This window comes from Aggregatibacter actinomycetemcomitans (assembly GCF_023518055.1).
In the GTDB taxonomy this organism is placed as follows: domain Bacteria; phylum Pseudomonadota; class Gammaproteobacteria; order Enterobacterales; family Pasteurellaceae; genus Aggregatibacter; species Aggregatibacter actinomycetemcomitans.
In genome coordinates this window covers 448,589-461,207 of sequence record NZ_CP085096.1, presented here as the reverse complement: position 1 = coordinate 461,207, position 12,619 = coordinate 448,589, and the positions used below count along the sequence as shown (strand labels likewise).

15 protein-coding genes are annotated in these 12,619 nt (G+C 44.5%); 8 read left to right on the top strand and 7 right to left on the bottom strand.

Annotation, left to right across the window (positions count from 1 at the left end; translation table 11 throughout):
- Positions 1 to 17: 17 nt before the first annotated feature.
- Together LIN98_RS02325 and cydC are read left to right on the top strand one after the other, a co-directional pair.
- A complete protein-coding gene (locus tag LIN98_RS02325; protein WP_249856148.1) occupies positions 18 to 1,766 on the top strand; it encodes an ABC transporter ATP-binding protein/permease in 1,749 nt (582 codons plus the stop codon).
- Positions 1,759 to 3,417, top strand: coding sequence for a thiol reductant ABC exporter subunit CydC (gene cydC, locus LIN98_RS02320; protein WP_033000450.1), 1,659 nt, complete (start codon positions 1,759 to 1,761; stop codon positions 3,415 to 3,417). Before LIN98_RS02325 ends, cydC begins: the two co-directional genes overlap by 8 nt.
- A 111-nt stretch (positions 3,418 to 3,528) precedes the next feature.
- Here the strand turns inward: cydC and fabR are convergent, their stop codons facing one another.
- Together fabR and oxyR are read right to left on the bottom strand one after the other, a co-directional pair.
- Entirely contained in the window at positions 3,529 to 4,149 is a 621-nt protein-coding gene (fabR, locus tag LIN98_RS02315; RefSeq protein ID WP_005539586.1) for an HTH-type transcriptional repressor FabR, read from the bottom strand.
- Positions 4,150 to 4,160: 11 nt separating this feature from the next.
- On the bottom strand, positions 4,161 to 5,060 hold the full coding sequence (gene oxyR / locus LIN98_RS02310; RefSeq protein WP_005539591.1) for a DNA-binding transcriptional regulator OxyR: 900 nt from the start codon (positions 5,058 to 5,060) through the stop codon (positions 4,161 to 4,163).
- A 158-nt stretch (positions 5,061 to 5,218) separates the two neighbouring features.
- On the opposite strand from oxyR, the gene pgdx reads away from it, so the two are divergent.
- Positions 5,219 to 5,947, top strand: coding sequence for a hybrid peroxiredoxin PGdx (pgdx, locus tag LIN98_RS02305; RefSeq protein WP_005539592.1), 729 nt, complete (start codon positions 5,219 to 5,221; stop codon positions 5,945 to 5,947).
- Positions 5,948 to 6,007: 60 nt separating this feature from the next.
- Here the strand turns inward: pgdx and LIN98_RS02300 are convergent, their stop codons facing one another.
- Complete coding sequence (locus LIN98_RS02300) at positions 6,008 to 6,229, bottom strand: SlyX family protein (protein WP_025298275.1); 222 nt, start codon at positions 6,227 to 6,229, stop codon at positions 6,008 to 6,010.
- A gap of 88 nt (positions 6,230 to 6,317) precedes the next feature.
- On the opposite strand from LIN98_RS02300, the gene LIN98_RS02295 reads away from it, so the two are divergent.
- The 5 genes from LIN98_RS02295 to LIN98_RS02275 all read left to right on the top strand — a co-directional run bounded on the left by LIN98_RS02295 (position 6,318) and on the right by LIN98_RS02275 (position 8,821).
- A complete protein-coding gene (locus LIN98_RS02295; RefSeq protein WP_249856147.1) occupies positions 6,318 to 7,043 on the top strand; it encodes an FKBP-type peptidyl-prolyl cis-trans isomerase in 726 nt (241 codons plus the stop codon).
- A 79-nt stretch (positions 7,044 to 7,122) separates the two neighbouring features.
- Entirely contained in the window at positions 7,123 to 7,791 is a 669-nt protein-coding gene (locus tag LIN98_RS02290) for a helix-turn-helix transcriptional regulator (RefSeq protein ID WP_005546328.1), read from the top strand.
- Positions 7,792 to 7,794: 3 nt separating this feature from the next.
- The gene (gene tusD / locus LIN98_RS02285) at positions 7,795 to 8,172 is read left to right on the top strand and encodes a sulfurtransferase complex subunit TusD (RefSeq protein WP_249856146.1); all 378 of its coding nucleotides are present in this window, start codon (positions 7,795 to 7,797) and stop codon (positions 8,170 to 8,172) included.
- Entirely contained in the window at positions 8,169 to 8,531 is a 363-nt protein-coding gene (gene tusC, locus LIN98_RS02280) for a sulfurtransferase complex subunit TusC (protein WP_014167514.1), read from the top strand. Before tusD ends, tusC begins: the two co-directional genes overlap by 4 nt.
- A 2-nt stretch (positions 8,532 to 8,533) precedes the next feature.
- The gene (locus tag LIN98_RS02275; RefSeq protein ID WP_005568519.1) at positions 8,534 to 8,821 is read left to right on the top strand and encodes a DsrH/TusB family sulfur relay protein; all 288 of its coding nucleotides are present in this window, start codon (positions 8,534 to 8,536) and stop codon (positions 8,819 to 8,821) included.
- Positions 8,822 to 8,825: 4 nt separating this feature from the next.
- On the opposite strand, the gene LIN98_RS02270 is transcribed toward LIN98_RS02275, so the two are convergent.
- The 4 genes from LIN98_RS02270 to LIN98_RS02255 form a co-directional block, all read right to left on the bottom strand.
- Entirely contained in the window at positions 8,826 to 9,593 is a 768-nt protein-coding gene (locus LIN98_RS02270; RefSeq protein ID WP_005568518.1) for an amino acid ABC transporter ATP-binding protein, read from the bottom strand.
- A gap of 9 nt (positions 9,594 to 9,602) precedes the next feature.
- Entirely contained in the window at positions 9,603 to 10,325 is a 723-nt protein-coding gene (locus tag LIN98_RS02265; RefSeq protein WP_014167513.1) for an amino acid ABC transporter permease, read from the bottom strand.
- Entirely contained in the window at positions 10,309 to 11,088 is a 780-nt protein-coding gene (locus LIN98_RS02260; protein WP_005568516.1) for an amino acid ABC transporter substrate-binding protein, read from the bottom strand. Before LIN98_RS02260 ends, LIN98_RS02265 begins: the two co-directional genes overlap by 17 nt.
- Positions 11,089 to 11,213: 125 nt before the next feature.
- Positions 11,214 to 12,509 (bottom strand): NAD(P)/FAD-dependent oxidoreductase, encoded by a 1,296-nt coding sequence (locus LIN98_RS02255; RefSeq protein ID WP_148326242.1) that lies wholly within the window; start codon positions 12,507 to 12,509, stop codon positions 11,214 to 11,216.
- Positions 12,510 to 12,619: the final 110 nt, after the last annotated feature.

Sequence of the window (12,619 nt, the reverse complement as noted above, 5' to 3'; positions counted from 1 at the left end):
AAGGACAGATAAACATTATGATGATTGATAAACGGCTGATAAATACGGTCGCCAACAGCAAAAAATGGATTGCGATTAATGTATTGTGGAACTGGGTTGCATTAATTGGCGGCATTATTAGCGCAGTGGTGTTTGCCGTTTGTTTGCAATGGGCGTTTGAGCGTTCGCTTACCCTCCAAAGTGCGGTTATTTTTACCGTCGTTTTAATTGCCTGTTTGGCACTACGTGCCTGGGCGGGCAAAATGGCAGTGAAAGCGTCCTATAAAGCCAGTACGCAGGTGAAACACAAATTACGCACGCTGATTTATCAAAAACTGTCTTCCATGCCGCTTAATCAAGTAAATCAACAATCAACCTCTTCCGTAATTCAAGTGGCTTCCGAAGGGGTAGAACAGCTGGAAATTTATTTCGGGCGTTATCTCCCGCAGCTTTTTTACAGCCTGCTTGCGCCACTCACGTTGTTTATTTTTTTGGTTTTTTTCAACGCGCCAACGTCCCTCATTCTGTTGGTTTGCGTACCGTTAATTCCTATGTCCATTATTGCCGTGAATAAAATCGCGAAACGTTTATTAGCGAAATATTGGTCCATTTATGTGGGTTTAGGCAGCAGTTTTTTGGATAACTTACAAGGCTTGATTACTTTAAAAATCTATCAGGACGACGATTACAAAGCTAAACAAATGGACATTGAAGCGGAAAATTTCCGCACTATTACCATGAAAGTGCTCACTATGCAGCTGAACTCCGTTTCGCTAATGGATTTATTGGCTTACGGCGGCGCTGCGCTGGGTATTTTGACCGCACTTTTACAATTTCAGGACGGCAATTTATCCATTTTCGGCGTGGTGTTGTTTATTTTACTGGCTTCCGAATTTTTCATTCCATTGCGCTTGCTTGGTTCCTTCTTCCATGTGGCGATGAACGGCAAAGCTGCTTCGGAAAAAATCTTTATGCTGTTGGATACGCCGGTGGAAGAAAATAAAAGTGCGGTGGATTTTCCGGTTAAAAATGAAGTCACCGTGCAAATTAACGATTTACATTTTGCCTATTCCGAGGAAAAACCCGCCATTAAAGGCTTAACCCTCAGCATCCAGCCGAAACAGTTAACGGTTTTCGTGGGCAAAAGCGGTTGTGGCAAATCGACCTTGGTATCTTTACTAATGGGGTTCTATCAGGCGCAACAAGGCGAAATTTTGTTTAACGGCATCGATATTAAACAGATTAACCGCCATTCCTTATATCGCCACATTTCGCTGGTAAGTCACAGCAGTTACATTTTCAAAGGCAGCTTGCGGGAAAATATGCTAATGGTGTTATCAAATGCCTCCGACGAAGTCATTTATCAATGTTTGGAACAAGTGAATCTGGCGAATTTTGTGCGGGAAAACGGCGGTTTGGAGATGCCGTTGCTCAGTCGCGGAAGCAATTTGTCCGGCGGGCAAATTCAACGTTTAGCGCTTGCCCGCGCCCTTTTGCATAACGCTGATGTCTATATTTTCGATGAAGCTACCAGTAACATCGATGTAGAAAGCGAAGAAATTATTCTGCAATTTATTCAACAGCTTAAACACAGCAAAACCATTGTGATGATTTCTCATCGGTTGGCAAACGCGGTGAACGCGGATCAGATTTATGTGCTACAAAGCGGTCGCTTGATGGAATCCGGCGATCATGCCTCTTTAATGGCAGAAAACGGAATTTATGCAGAAATGTTCAATCAACAAAAGAATTTAGAAAATATCAGAATGGGGGCAAATCATGCGTAAGAACGGATTTGTCGTCATGTGGCAGCTCATGAAATTGGTTACGCCGTTAGCCCACATCATGAGTTTCACCATCATTATGGGCACCCTCGGTTTCCTCAGCGCGATTTTCATTATGGTGCTGGGCGCCATGGGATTGGCGGAACTGCTCAATTTCCACGTTCACTTAAATTTATCGCAAATTTTGACCGCACTTATCGTGTTGGCGGTAGCACGCGGCATTTTGCGTTATCTGGAACAAATGTCCGGGCATTACATCGCTTTCAAATTATTGGCATTATTGCGCGATAAAGTGTTTGGCGCATTGCGTCGCCTGGCGTTCGTTAAATTGCAGGATAAACAATCCGGGCAATTGCTCTCTTTAGTCACCAACGACATTGAATTGTTGGAAGTGTTTTACGCACACACCATCGCCCCCATCGCTATTGCCTTTCTCACTTCCGCCATTTTATTGGCGGTATTCGCTCACATTTCCTGGTGGTTCGTGTTGGTGGCTCTGTTGGCGTATGTGACCATCGGCATTATTCTGCCTATCGTCACTACCCAAATGGCGCGCGAAGACGGGCGCAAATACCGCGAGCTGGTGGGCGAAATGAACGATTTCTTTCTCGACAGCATTCGTGGCATGAAAGAAATTCAGTTATTCGGCAACGAACAAAAACGCCTACAGGAAATTCACCAACGCAGCGAAAAAATCGATCAGGCATTCTTAAAAATCAAACAACAGGAAGGCAATGTGCGTTCCTTTACGGAAATCGCCGTATCGTTTTTTAATATCGTGATTTTACTGGTGGGCTTAACGTTATTTGCTTATGATAAAATTGATTTTGTTGGCTTGTTAGTGGCGGTGATTTTGCTTATGTCCGGCTACGGACCGGTGATTGCCTTAAGTAATCTCTCCAATAACCTGCTGCAAACCCTTGCCAGCGGCGAGCGGGTATTGGCGTTGCTGGCGGAACAGCCTGAATTGAAAGACGTGGAAAATGGAGTAAGTATCACCGATGTGCAGCAAATTAAGGTAGAAAATGTCAGTTTTGCTTATGCGCAGGAACAGATTTTGTCCGATGTGAATTTGCACATAAATAAAGGCGAAATCCTCGGCATTCACGGACGCAGCGGCAGCGGAAAAAGCACGCTGTTAAAATTGATTATGCGTTTTTACGATCCGCAACAAGGCAGCATCTGTATTAACGATACCGACTTAAAACACATTAACACCGTGAATTTGCGCGATAATATCGCTTACATCACGCAACAAACCTATATTTTCAACGAAACCATTTATGAAAATATTTTGTTGGCGAACCGCAACGCGACCAAAGAACAAGTGATTGAAGCGGCGAAAAAAGCGTCTATTCATGAATTTATCATGAGCCTGCCGGAAGTCTATGACACCAAAATTACCGAAATGGGGAACAACCTTTCTGACGGCGAAAAACAACGCATCGGTATTGCCCGCGCTTTCTTGCACAACGCGCCGATTATTTTGCTGGACGAACCTACCAGCAATCTGGACAGCTTAAACGAAGCCATGATTTTGCAATCTTTATTGAATGTAAAAGCGGAAAAATTAATCATCCTCGTCAGCCATCGCGCCTCCACCATGGCGATTTGCGATCAGGTGATCCCGATTGCCAACGGCCGAATGTCATAGTTGTTCCTACAAAGTGCGGCTAGCTTAACTATTTGAGGGGTATAAAACCTAAAGATCTGTTTTTGGCATGAAATGTAAAATAAGCAGAGCTAAATTGAATCTGTTAAAAAATTAGCCAGGCTTGTATTTATCCCTGGTTTCATATTTAGCCCCTTTTGCCAACATTCTGAGTTGTAAAATCAACCGCGCTTTTAACTGTTCCCGTTCCGCCTTACTCATGTCTAAGGCACTGGCGCCAGTAGTAAATACAATGGTGACCATCCCTTCAGCCTGCACATAAGCGATATATTGGGAATAGTGGTTTTTGTGGGCAATGTATTCTGACAGTTCGTCGATAAAATGCTTTATTTCACGGGCAGCGGCAGTGCGGAAAGCCTGTGATGTGCCTGAACTTTCACGCAATAGTAGGCGGAATATGTTTGGACTGTTGTTGATAAATTCAAAGAAGGTTTCCACTGAGATGACGATAACGCTTCCGCCGTTGGCAATGCGTTTACGTGCTTGACGCATGAGTTGACGTAGGATTAAACCTGCTTCATCCACCATGGTGAGACCAAGCTCATTCATATCGCGAAAATGGCGATAAAATGAGGTCGGAGCAATACCGGCCTCGCGGGAGACTTCCCGCAAACTCAAATTGGAAAAACTCTTTTCTGCCGTCAGCTGGTTAAAAGCCGCATCAATTAAGGCACGACGGGTTTTTTCTTTTTGCTGCGCCCGAATACCGACCATAGCTTACCCCATTAAGAAGATAAGATAGATTTAACCGATTGACTCACCGTATTTGCTACTCGCTCATAACGTGCACGTAATGGTGAACCCGGGCGATAAACCAAGGTAATGTCGCGGGATGGTTCCGGTTCATCACAAGGCAGGTATTTTACGCCACTACGATTGCCTTCACTGAGCACAGCAAGCTGTGGCATTAAAGTGACGCCGGTATTGGCAGCGACCATGTTGCGTAGAGTTTCTAAGCTGGTTGCCTGAAAGTGGGCGTTTTCCCGTGCGCCGGCAGTGAAGCAATAACCTAATGCTTGGTTGCGTAAGCAATGCCCATCGTCCAACATTAATATTTCACAGTCTTTTAGTAAGGACATTGAGACTGAATTTTCATTAGCCCATGGGTGCTGCTCAGCAACGGCAAGAAGCATTTTTTCATTAAATAGTTGGACTTCAATAAAGGCTTCAGTTTCCGGTACGGACGCTACAATAGCACAATCCAATCGACCGGTTTCCAGTTGTTCTAACAACCTATAGGTTTGTGCTTCATAAAGGAATAATTCCAGATCAGGGAAATTTTGCTGTAAGGTCGGTACGATATGAGGCATTAGATAAGGTCCTACAGTAGGAATAATGCCTATATGTAGCGGACCGGTCATGTCTTTGCCTTGGTTGCTTGCCATTTCTTTTAATAACTTTACTTCGCGCAAGACGGTTTTAGCCTGATCCACCAATAATAAACCCGATTGGGTAAACAATACTTTACGGCTGGTACGTTCCAACAGAATAATACCCAACTCATCTTCCAGTTTACGAATTTGTCCGCTTAATGTCGGTTGGCTTACATGACAAGAATCCGCCGCACGACGAAAGTGCTTGTGTTCGGCAAGCGCTACAAGGTATTCTAAATCACGAATATTCATAGATCCTCAATTATAGAAGGTAGCAATTAAAAAAATAGAATTAATTGATTGCGACTATATCATAATTTTACCTATAATTCACCTTATGTTTAGATATTGCTTAGGCTTTTAACGGCGGTTTCTAAATGTGTTCTGCAAATTTTAATAGGAGAAAAATCATGTCTAATATGGAAGGTAAAAAAGTTCCTCAAGTGACATTCCGTACGCGTCAAGGCGACCAATGGATTGATGTCACTACATCCGAATTATTTGATAATAAAACCGTTATCGTTTTCTCTTTACCGGGTGCATTCACCCCGACTTGTTCTTCTTCCCATTTACCACGTTATAACGAATTAGCGCCGGTATTCAAAAAATACGGTGTTGATGATATTCTTGTGATTTCCGTGAATGATACATTCGTGATGAATGCATGGAAAGAAGATGAAAAATCCGACAACATTACTTTCATTCCTGACGGTAATGGCGAGTTCACCGAAGGCATGGGCATGTTGGTAGGGAAAGAAGATTTAGGTTTTGGCAAACGTTCATGGCGTTATTCTATGCTGGTGAAAAATGGCGTAGTAGAAAAAATGTTTATCGAACCAAACGAACCGGGTGATCCGTTTAAAGTGTCCGATGCCGATACCATGTTGAAGTATCTTGCACCGCAACACCAAGTTCAAGAATCTATTACGATCTTCACTAAACCGGGTTGTCCATTCTGTGCAAAAGCAAAACAAATGTTACACGAAAAAGGCTTGAGCTTTGAGGAAATCGTGTTAGGTCACGATGCGACTATCGTGAGCGTACGTGCGGTTTCCGGTCGTGCGACTGTGCCGCAAGTATTCATCGGTGGTAAACACATCGGTGGTAGTGATGATTTAGAAGCGTATTTTGCGAAATAATCAACATTATAAAATAAATGAGGACGCCGGTTCGGCGCCCTTTTTTTATTTTCTTTAACTCTAATAATGCGGTGGTGGGGTTTCTTCCGCTTGGCTGGCGATATTGGAAGGCTGCATATCTTGTATTTTATTCGCCAGATAACGTAACTGGAGCTGAATTTTATCCAGAATAAATTGTTGTTCAACCAATGCCTGATTCAATTCTTCAATGACAGTTTCCTGAAAGGTCGCTTTCATCTCCAATTCGGTGATACGCTGTGCTAAATTTTGTTGCATCGACATAATATTTCCTAAATAACTGTTGTGAATTTGTTGAATCCGTTTTACCCTATCCAACGCATTTTTTACTTATTATAAAGGATAGAACCCAATGTTAAAAATGAAGAAAATTTCAGTGCCGGTGCTGATTTTAAGTGCGGTCGTTTCTAGCGGTGTTTTGGCGGAAAGCAAAACTGATGCAAAATTTACCGATGATTCCTCTTACGCGGTAGGCGTATTATTCGGTTCCGATTTACAAGGCTTAATTAACGCACAAAAAGGCATGATTGATTACAACAATGCGAAAGTGATTGCCGGGATTTCCGACGTGTTAAACGGCAAAGTAAAATTGGAAGGCAACAAAGAAATCGCCTCTACCTTGCAAGGCATTAATGCCAAGTTAAAAGCGGAAAATGAAAAACGTGTCGCCGCCATGGTGAAAAAAGCGGAAGAAGAAGGCAAAAAATTCACGGCAGAATTTGCTAAGAAAGATGGCGTGAAGAAAACTGCTTCCGGTTTGTTATATCGTGTGGAAAAAGAAGGGTCCGGTGATGCCATTAAAGCTGCCGATGTGGTTAAAGTTCACTATACCGGTAAATTGCCGCACGGTACCGTATTTGACAGCTCCCGTGAGCGTGGAACGCCTGCCGAGTTTCCATTAAATCAAGTGATTAAAGGTTGGACCGAAGGTCTGCAATTAGTTAAAAAAGGCGGACAAATTGAGTTGGTCATTCCGGCGGACTTGGGGTACGGTGAGGACGGTGCGGGCGATAAAATTCCACCGCATTCCACACTTTACTTTGATATTGAAGTATTGGACGTCACCCCGGCGAAATAACCTGAAAAACGACCGCACTTTTCCGGCAAGCGAAAGTGCGGTCATTTCTAGTGGCTTATAACAATAAACACGTTCTTTCATGTTAACGGATAAACGACCTTTTACTGACGAAGATCGCACCATTTTAAATTCTTATATTGCCGTGGTTGACGGCGTGAGTGCGCTTATCGGGCAACATTGCGAAATTGTTTTACATTCCTTTGAGGATTTAGAACATTCCGCCATTTATATCGCCAACGGGCATAACACCAACTGTCAGGTGGGTTCGCCCATAACGGATTTTGCTTTGCGTTCATTGCACGAGATGAAATCAGACAGCGTCAGTAAACCTTATTTTCTCCATGAGGAGAAAAACAGCGGTTTGATGAAGTCGGTAACCATCGCTATTCGCAACAGCACAAAGCGTATTATTGGTTTGCTTTGTATAAACATTAATTTAGACGTGCCGGTGTCGCAATTTCTGCAAAATTTTATCCCAATCCCCGATCATCAAGAAACCTCAGCGGTGAATTTTGCCAGCTCGGTGGAAGAACTGGTAGTGCAAACTGTGGGTAAAACCATTGAGGAGATTACTGCCGATCGCATGGTGGCGAATAATAACAAAAATCGCCAAATTGTCGTTTCTCTGTATGAAAAAGGCATTTTCGACATTAAAGACGCTATCAATTTAGTGGCGGAGCGTCTCAATATTTCTCGTCATACCGTGTATTTATATATTCGTCAAATTAAACAAGATCAGGATGAATAATTCATGGATTATGTGTTGGTGGTGAAACAACCGGTTTACGGTAGTCAAGGCGCGTTTCTGGCGTACCAACTGGCACAAGTACTGGTGCAAAAGCATCATATCAGCCAAATCTTTTTTTATCAGGATGGCGTAACCAACGGCAACGCCTTGGTTTATCCCGCTAATGACGAATTTAATTTGGTCCAAGCCTGGCAGGCATTTTCCCGTCAATTTAACGTGCCGCTGCATTTGTGCGTTGCCGCCGCTCAACGGCGTGGCGTGGTGGATAGCTATTCTGCCGCCGATAAAAGTGCGGTTAACCTGGCGGACTTTTTTCAACTTGCCGGCTTGGGTGAATTCAGCCAAGCCTTATTACAAGCCGATCGGGTGATAACCCTATGAGTAAACTTGCCTTTATTTTCCGTCACGCGCCTTATGGTTCGGCAAATACACGCGAAGGATTAGACGCGCTGCTTGCCGCCACGGCATTTTGCGCCGAAGAGGACATTGCGGTGTTTTTCTTGGATGACGGCGTGTTGAATTTGCAAAAAAATCAACAGGCGGAATTGATTTTGCAAAAAGACACGGCAAGCGCATTAAAATTATTGAATTTATACGATATTGAACAGCGTTATGTGTGCGCCGATTCCCTGCAACAATTTCAACTTAAGCCGCTGGATTTATCCTTAAACTGTGAGGCACTGCCGCGTGAACAGCTGATGAGAATCCTGCAACAAAGTAAAAAAATTCTGACGTTCTGATTATGCTTTATACCTTTTCCCAAGCCCATTATTCCCAAGCCGAACTGGCACGTTATTTGCTGAATGCCACCGCGCGGGATGCGGTCGTGTTATGGCAGGACGGCGTGTTATTGGCGTTAAAACAGGCGGATTTATTGGCGCGCTGTAAAGCGCAATGTATGATGTTGCAGGAAGATATTTTGGCGAGAAATTTAACCGCACTTTTGCCGTCACCAACAAAAGTGCGGTTGATTTCTTTGACGGATTTTGTGGCAATCAGCGAACAATATTCTCCGCAAATTGCCCTTTGAAAGGCTAAATTTCATACTCCACGCAGACCGGAATTTTTGCCTGTAACAAGAATTGTTTGGTGCGTTCCTGTTGCGGGTTTTCAAAAAATTCACGCGCGCCGTTTTGTTCCACCACATTGCCGTCTGCCATTAAAATCACCCGATCCGCCACGTCGCGGGCAAACTGCAATTCATGGGTGACGATAATCATCGTCCAGCCTTCCTGCGCCAGTAATTTCAAAGTTTGTAGCACTTCACCGACCAATTCCGGATCCAGCGCGGAGGTGGGTTCGTCCAGCAGAATAATGTCCGGTTGCACCGCCAACGCGCGCGCAATACCGACACGTTGCTGCTGACCGCCGGATAATTGGGACGGATACAAATGCATTTTGTCTTTTAAGCCCACTTTGGTGAGCAATTCCACGGCGCGCTGTTCCGCTTCCTCCTTGCTTTTCTTTTGCACCACAAGCATGCCTTCCATCACGTTCTCAAGTGCGGTGCGATGGGGAAATAAATTGTATTGTTGAAACACCATGGAAGAGCGGCGACGCAGTTTTAATTCATCGGCTTTGCTGATTTTTTTGGCAAAATCCAACGCAAGGCTGCCGTCGGTGAAGTGCAACGTGCCCTGTTCGGCGCGTTCCAGTAAATTTAAACAGCGTAAAAACGTGGTTTTGCCGGAGCCGGAAGGGCCGAGCATCGCCACCATTTCGCCTTTTTGAATCTGAAAATCGATCCCTTTCAGCACCTGATTGCCGTTAAATGTTTTATGAATGTTGCGAACGTCTAACATGGGATTTCCTTAGGCTTGTAAGTGACGGGACAGGCGTTTTTCCAAGCGTTCCTGAGCAAATGACAAAACCAGACAAATGCACCAGTAAATTAACGCCGCTTCGCTATAAATCATAATAAATTCATAGTTTTCCGCTGTGATATTTTGCGCCACGCGGAACATTTCGGTCACCAACACCAAAGACGCTAACGACGTGTCTTTCACGTTGCTGATGAAGGTGTTGGATAGCGGCGGCACGGACACGCGCAAAGCTTGCGGCATGATGGTGCGGGTGAAGGTTTGGAAATAGTTCATGCCAATAGAATAGGAGGCTTCCCATTGCCCTTTCGGAATGGACAAAATCGCCGCACGAATGGTTTCCGACGCGTAGGCACCGATATTAATGGAAAAGGCGATAATCGCCGTCGGAAAGGGATCCAGTTTAATGCCCACTTCCGGCAAGCCGTAGAAAATAATGAAAATCTGCACCAACATCGGCGTACCGCGAATGATGGAAACATAGATGCGACAAAGCAGTTGCAACACAAGTAAACCGATGCCGCTTTTCGGCATGGTACGAATCACCGCCACGCCCAACGCAATCACTAAACCGGCAAAGAAAGAGATAATTGCCAACGGAATGGTTTTATCAATTGCCGCTTCCAACATAGGCCAAAAAGCGCTGATGGCTTCATTGGCTCTTTCTGCATTCATAAAGGGAAGGGAGGCAAGAAAATTATTGAGTAATATCATCACCGAACCATTTAATTGAGATTTGCTTCAAGGTGCCGTCTTTTCGTAATTCTTCCAGCGCCTGATTGATTTTTTCCGCCAACGGTTCTTCACCTTTTAACACGGCAAAACCGGAAGGCACTTTTTCATCGCGTTTTACTGCAATTTTTAAGCCGGCATTTGGTTGTTTTTTGAAGTAATCCAACACTGCTAATTGGTCGTTTACTACGGTTTGTGCACGATCTTGTGTGATGAGTTTCAAGGCTTGCGCCAAACCGTCCACCACGATCAATTCCGCGCCGTTGGCTTTGGCGATTTTGCCGTAGTTACTGGTTAAGGATTGCGCCGCTTTTTTACCTTTTAAATCTTCAAATGCCTTAATGCTGTCATCGCCTTCTTTGGTCACGATAACCGCCGTGGAGTAGTTATAAGGTGTGGTGTAAAGGTACTTTTTCAAGCGTTCCAGACTTGGGCTGGTTTGGTTGGCGATTAAATCGAAACGTTTGGCGTTTAACCCGGCGTACATGGAATCCCATTGGGTTTCGTTAAATTGAATTTTTAAGCCTAAACGTTGCGCCACAGATTCGATAACTTCCACGTCAAAACCGGTTAATTTGCCGCTGTCATCGTGGAAGGTGAACGGAGCGTAAGTGCCTTCCGTACCCACTAATAAGGTTTTGGTTTTTTCTACCCGATCGGAAATTTCGCCTGCTGCCGCCTGCGTGGCGATGCCGAGGGCTAAACCGGTTAACAGTAATGTTTTTGCTAAAATGGATTTTTTCATAATTCGTTCCTTTATTTTGCTTAATAAGAGGAAAAGTGCGGTGGATTATTACAGTAAATCTGCGCCGAATAAAATAATCATTTTCTCTATTGTATAACTAAAAGAAATAAAATTTGTCTACAAAATCAACGGTATTTATCTAAGAAACGATAATAATTAACGCCGATTTTTAATGCCAGATTCTTCACTAATTTGCCGCCGAACACGGAAGGCACTTTTAATTTACTGAAAATCTTCAAACGCTCGTCGTTGCCTAAAATGGCTTCCGCTACAATGCGCCCCGCCAAACCGGTGAGCGCGACGCCGTGTCCGGAATAGCCTTGCGCGAAATAAATATGCGGCGAAATCCGGCCGAAATGCGGGTTGGAATTGATAGTCATGTCGATAGGTCCACCCCAGCCGTAGTCAATTTTGACCTGTTCCAACTGTGGAAAAACATGCAACATATTGCCGCGCATGACTTCAATCATATCTTTTTCCGAACTGGAGTCACTGCCGAACAACAAGCGATTATCGGCGCTTAAACGATAATAATCCAGTAAATAATTGCTGTCGCACACGGACATCCCGTTATTAATCACTGAATCGGCGGTGGCTTGATCCAACGGTTCGGTGGCGATAATAAAACTTTCCACCGGCAGAATTTTGCGCGCAATGCCGTGGTGAATGCTTTTCGGCAAGGCGTCAATATAGGCGTTGGTCGCTAATACCACATCTTTGGCGATGACCGAACTTTGATCGGTGATCACTTCAATTTTCGTGGCTTTTTCCTGCAAATCCACTACCGGCGACTGTTCATAAATGCGCACGCCCAGCTCCAAACAGGCTTTCGCCAAACCGAGACAATAATTGAGCGGGTGTAAATGCCCGGAATTACTGTCGTACAACGCGCCGTAATAAATTTTGCTGCCCAGATGTTGTTCCAGCTTAGCTTTATCCCACAGTTGCATATTTTGATAGCCGAAAATCTCATGGCTGGCTTTTTCGATAGCGATGAGATCGTCCATGCGGCGCTCATTTAACGCCAAGGTAGCATAGCCTTTCTTCCAATCGCATTGAATGCTGTATTTGGCAATACGCTCATCAATAATCTCAATGGCTTCCAGCGACATCTGCCAGAGCTTGCGGGCGGTGTCCAGCCCCACTTGCGCAATATAATCGTCGATGCCGTCTTCAAACCCGTTAATCGCCTGCCCGCCGCTACGCCCCGACGCGCCAAAGCCCACCCGCGCGCCTTCCAGCACGATCACGCTTTTTCCTTGCTCGGCAAGTTCCAACGCAGTGGATAAACCGAAAAAGCCCGCGCCCACCACGCAAACGTTGGCAGATGCTTTTTGACTTAGCGATGGTAACTCAAAATATTGGTTACGAGTGACGGAATAATAGGATTCAATATGTTCCTGATGTGAAAACGCTAGCATAAAAAACGCCTGTAATGGAAAGTGGGAGCATATTACTACGCAAGGGGGAGAAGTCAATATTTGTACGACAGACAAGCAAAAGTGCGGTCATAAAAAAATGTATTTTACAC

Coding starts and splice junctions, on each gene's coding strand:
- LIN98_RS02325 (WP_249856148.1), top strand. CDS start 18: ATGATGATTGATAAACGGCTGATAAATACGGTCGCCAACAGCAAAAAA.
- cydC (WP_033000450.1), top strand. CDS start 1,759: ATGCGTAAGAACGGATTTGTCGTCATGTGGCAGCTCATGAAATTGGTT.
- fabR (WP_005539586.1), bottom strand. CDS start 4,149: ATGGTCGGTATTCGGGCGCAGCAAAAAGAAAAAACCCGTCGTGCCTTA.
- oxyR (WP_005539591.1), bottom strand. CDS start 5,060: ATGAATATTCGTGATTTAGAATACCTTGTAGCGCTTGCCGAACACAAG.
- pgdx (WP_005539592.1), top strand. CDS start 5,219: ATGTCTAATATGGAAGGTAAAAAAGTTCCTCAAGTGACATTCCGTACG.
- LIN98_RS02300 (WP_025298275.1), bottom strand. CDS start 6,229: ATGTCGATGCAACAAAATTTAGCACAGCGTATCACCGAATTGGAGATG.
- LIN98_RS02295 (WP_249856147.1), top strand. CDS start 6,318: ATGTTAAAAATGAAGAAAATTTCAGTGCCGGTGCTGATTTTAAGTGCG.
- LIN98_RS02290 (WP_005546328.1), top strand. CDS start 7,123: ATGTTAACGGATAAACGACCTTTTACTGACGAAGATCGCACCATTTTA.
- tusD (WP_249856146.1), top strand. CDS start 7,795: ATGGATTATGTGTTGGTGGTGAAACAACCGGTTTACGGTAGTCAAGGC.
- tusC (WP_014167514.1), top strand. CDS start 8,169: ATGAGTAAACTTGCCTTTATTTTCCGTCACGCGCCTTATGGTTCGGCA.
- LIN98_RS02275 (WP_005568519.1), top strand. CDS start 8,534: ATGCTTTATACCTTTTCCCAAGCCCATTATTCCCAAGCCGAACTGGCA.
- LIN98_RS02270 (WP_005568518.1), bottom strand. CDS start 9,593: ATGTTAGACGTTCGCAACATTCATAAAACATTTAACGGCAATCAGGTG.
- LIN98_RS02265 (WP_014167513.1), bottom strand. CDS start 10,325: ATGATATTACTCAATAATTTTCTTGCCTCCCTTCCCTTTATGAATGCA.
- LIN98_RS02260 (WP_005568516.1), bottom strand. CDS start 11,088: ATGAAAAAATCCATTTTAGCAAAAACATTACTGTTAACCGGTTTAGCC.
- LIN98_RS02255 (WP_148326242.1), bottom strand. CDS start 12,509: ATGCTAGCGTTTTCACATCAGGAACATATTGAATCCTATTATTCCGTC.